Annotated in this window: 1 protein-coding gene; it reads right to left on the bottom strand. The window is 71.5% G+C overall.

The window, feature by feature from the left end:
* The coding region (locus ACFV3E_RS46695; protein ID WP_500542634.1) for an AAA family ATPase at nt 1-1,551 on the bottom strand (1,551 nt) is incomplete at both ends.

Below are 1,551 nucleotides of genomic sequence, written 5' to 3' on the forward strand. Positions count from 1 at the left end.
CAGCTCGGGCCGGGCGCCGAAGAAGCAGACCAGGGCGAGGGTGTGCAGGGCGTCGATGAGTGCCTTGTCCGCGCAGTTGTATCCGTGGGTTCCGGCTTCGATGGCGTCGGTCAGCAGGGTGTGTGCGGTGTCGATGTCGCTGTCGCTGTTGAGGATGAGAACGGCGGCGGCCGCGGCCGAGTGCAGTGAGTTCTGGGAGTCGGTGGCCGTGTGGCGTGCGTCGTCCAGGAGTTTTTGGGCGCTGGGCAGTGATCCGGTGGCTTCGGCGCCGATGTAGGCGGCGGTGGCCAGGCGGCGGCTGCGGCCGGCTCCGGGCGGTGTGAGGTCCGCGGCCTGGATCAGGGTGCGCATGCCGGCTATGGCGTCGCCGCGGCGCAGGGTGATGCGGGCGGCGTCTTCGAGGAGGACGGCGACGTTCTCGTCCGGTTCGACGGTGGCCTCGCCCAGGTGCCAGGCCCGGCGTTCGGGCTGGTCCACCAGTACCTGGGCGAGTGCGGTGTGGACGGCGCGCCGCTGGCTGCTGGTGGAGTTCTCCACGACGGCCGAGCGGATGAGGGGGTGGTGGAACCTCAGGCGCCGTGTGCCCTCGTCGATGGAGACCAGTTGGTTGCGTTCGGCGGGGCCGAGGTCGTCCAGGTCGTAGCCGTCGTCGGTTTGTCTGGAGGCGGCCTGCAGGACGCCGAGGTCTCCGACGCCTTCCAGTGCGGCAAGCAGCAGCAGGCGCTGGGAGGGCTGGGGCAGGCTGGTGATGCGGGAGCCGAACAGTGCTTGGAGGCGTCGGCTGAGCGGCAGTACGGCCGGGGTGCCGTCGCCTGCCGGTCCTGGCGTGGTGGGCAGGGCGGACGGCAGTTCCAGCAAGGCGAGCGGATTGCCGCACGCGACGGTCATCAGGCGCCGGCGGGCGCTGGGGACCAGGTGGGGCGAGGTGTGGGCGACCAGGCGGGCGGCGGAGTCCTCGCACAGGGGCTGCAGCCGGTATTCGGGCAGGGCGCCGCAGTCGTTCGCGGTGTGCGTCCCGGATCGTGATGCGGCGAGGAAGCTCACACCGATGCCGGCCGCTCTTCGTGCGACGAAGCCCAAGGCGGCCGCACTGGCCTGGTCCAGCCAGGGCAGGTCGTCGATCACCAGCGCAAGCGGGTCTCCGGCCGCGACCGTCCGCAGCAGGAGCAGCACGGCGTTGGAGACCATCAGCGTGGGGGGCGGTGAGCCGCTTTCGAAGCCGAGCGCGACGCGCAGGGCGTCGCGGAAGGGCGCCTCCAGGTCCTGGAGCTCGCTCTGGAAGGGGAACAGGATCTGGTTCAGAGCCGAGTAGCTGCAGTTCGCCTCGAACTCCACGCCGGCGGCTCGCAGCACCCGGGCGCCCTCGGCGTGGGCGGCGGTCGCGACGGCGTCCAGCACCGCGGTTTTCCCGACCCCGGCATCCCCGGAGACCAGCAGTGCTCCGCCTCCGGTGCCAAGACCCGCCAGCTCGCGGATCGCGTGCAGCTCGCGGTCCCTGCCGATCAGCGCATGGGCCGTGTCGCGCGGGGAGGAGTCACTACCGATCACTGC

This window comes from Streptomyces sp. NPDC059718 (assembly GCF_042733315.1).
GTDB lineage: Bacteria > Actinomycetota > Actinomycetes > Streptomycetales > Streptomycetaceae > Actinacidiphila.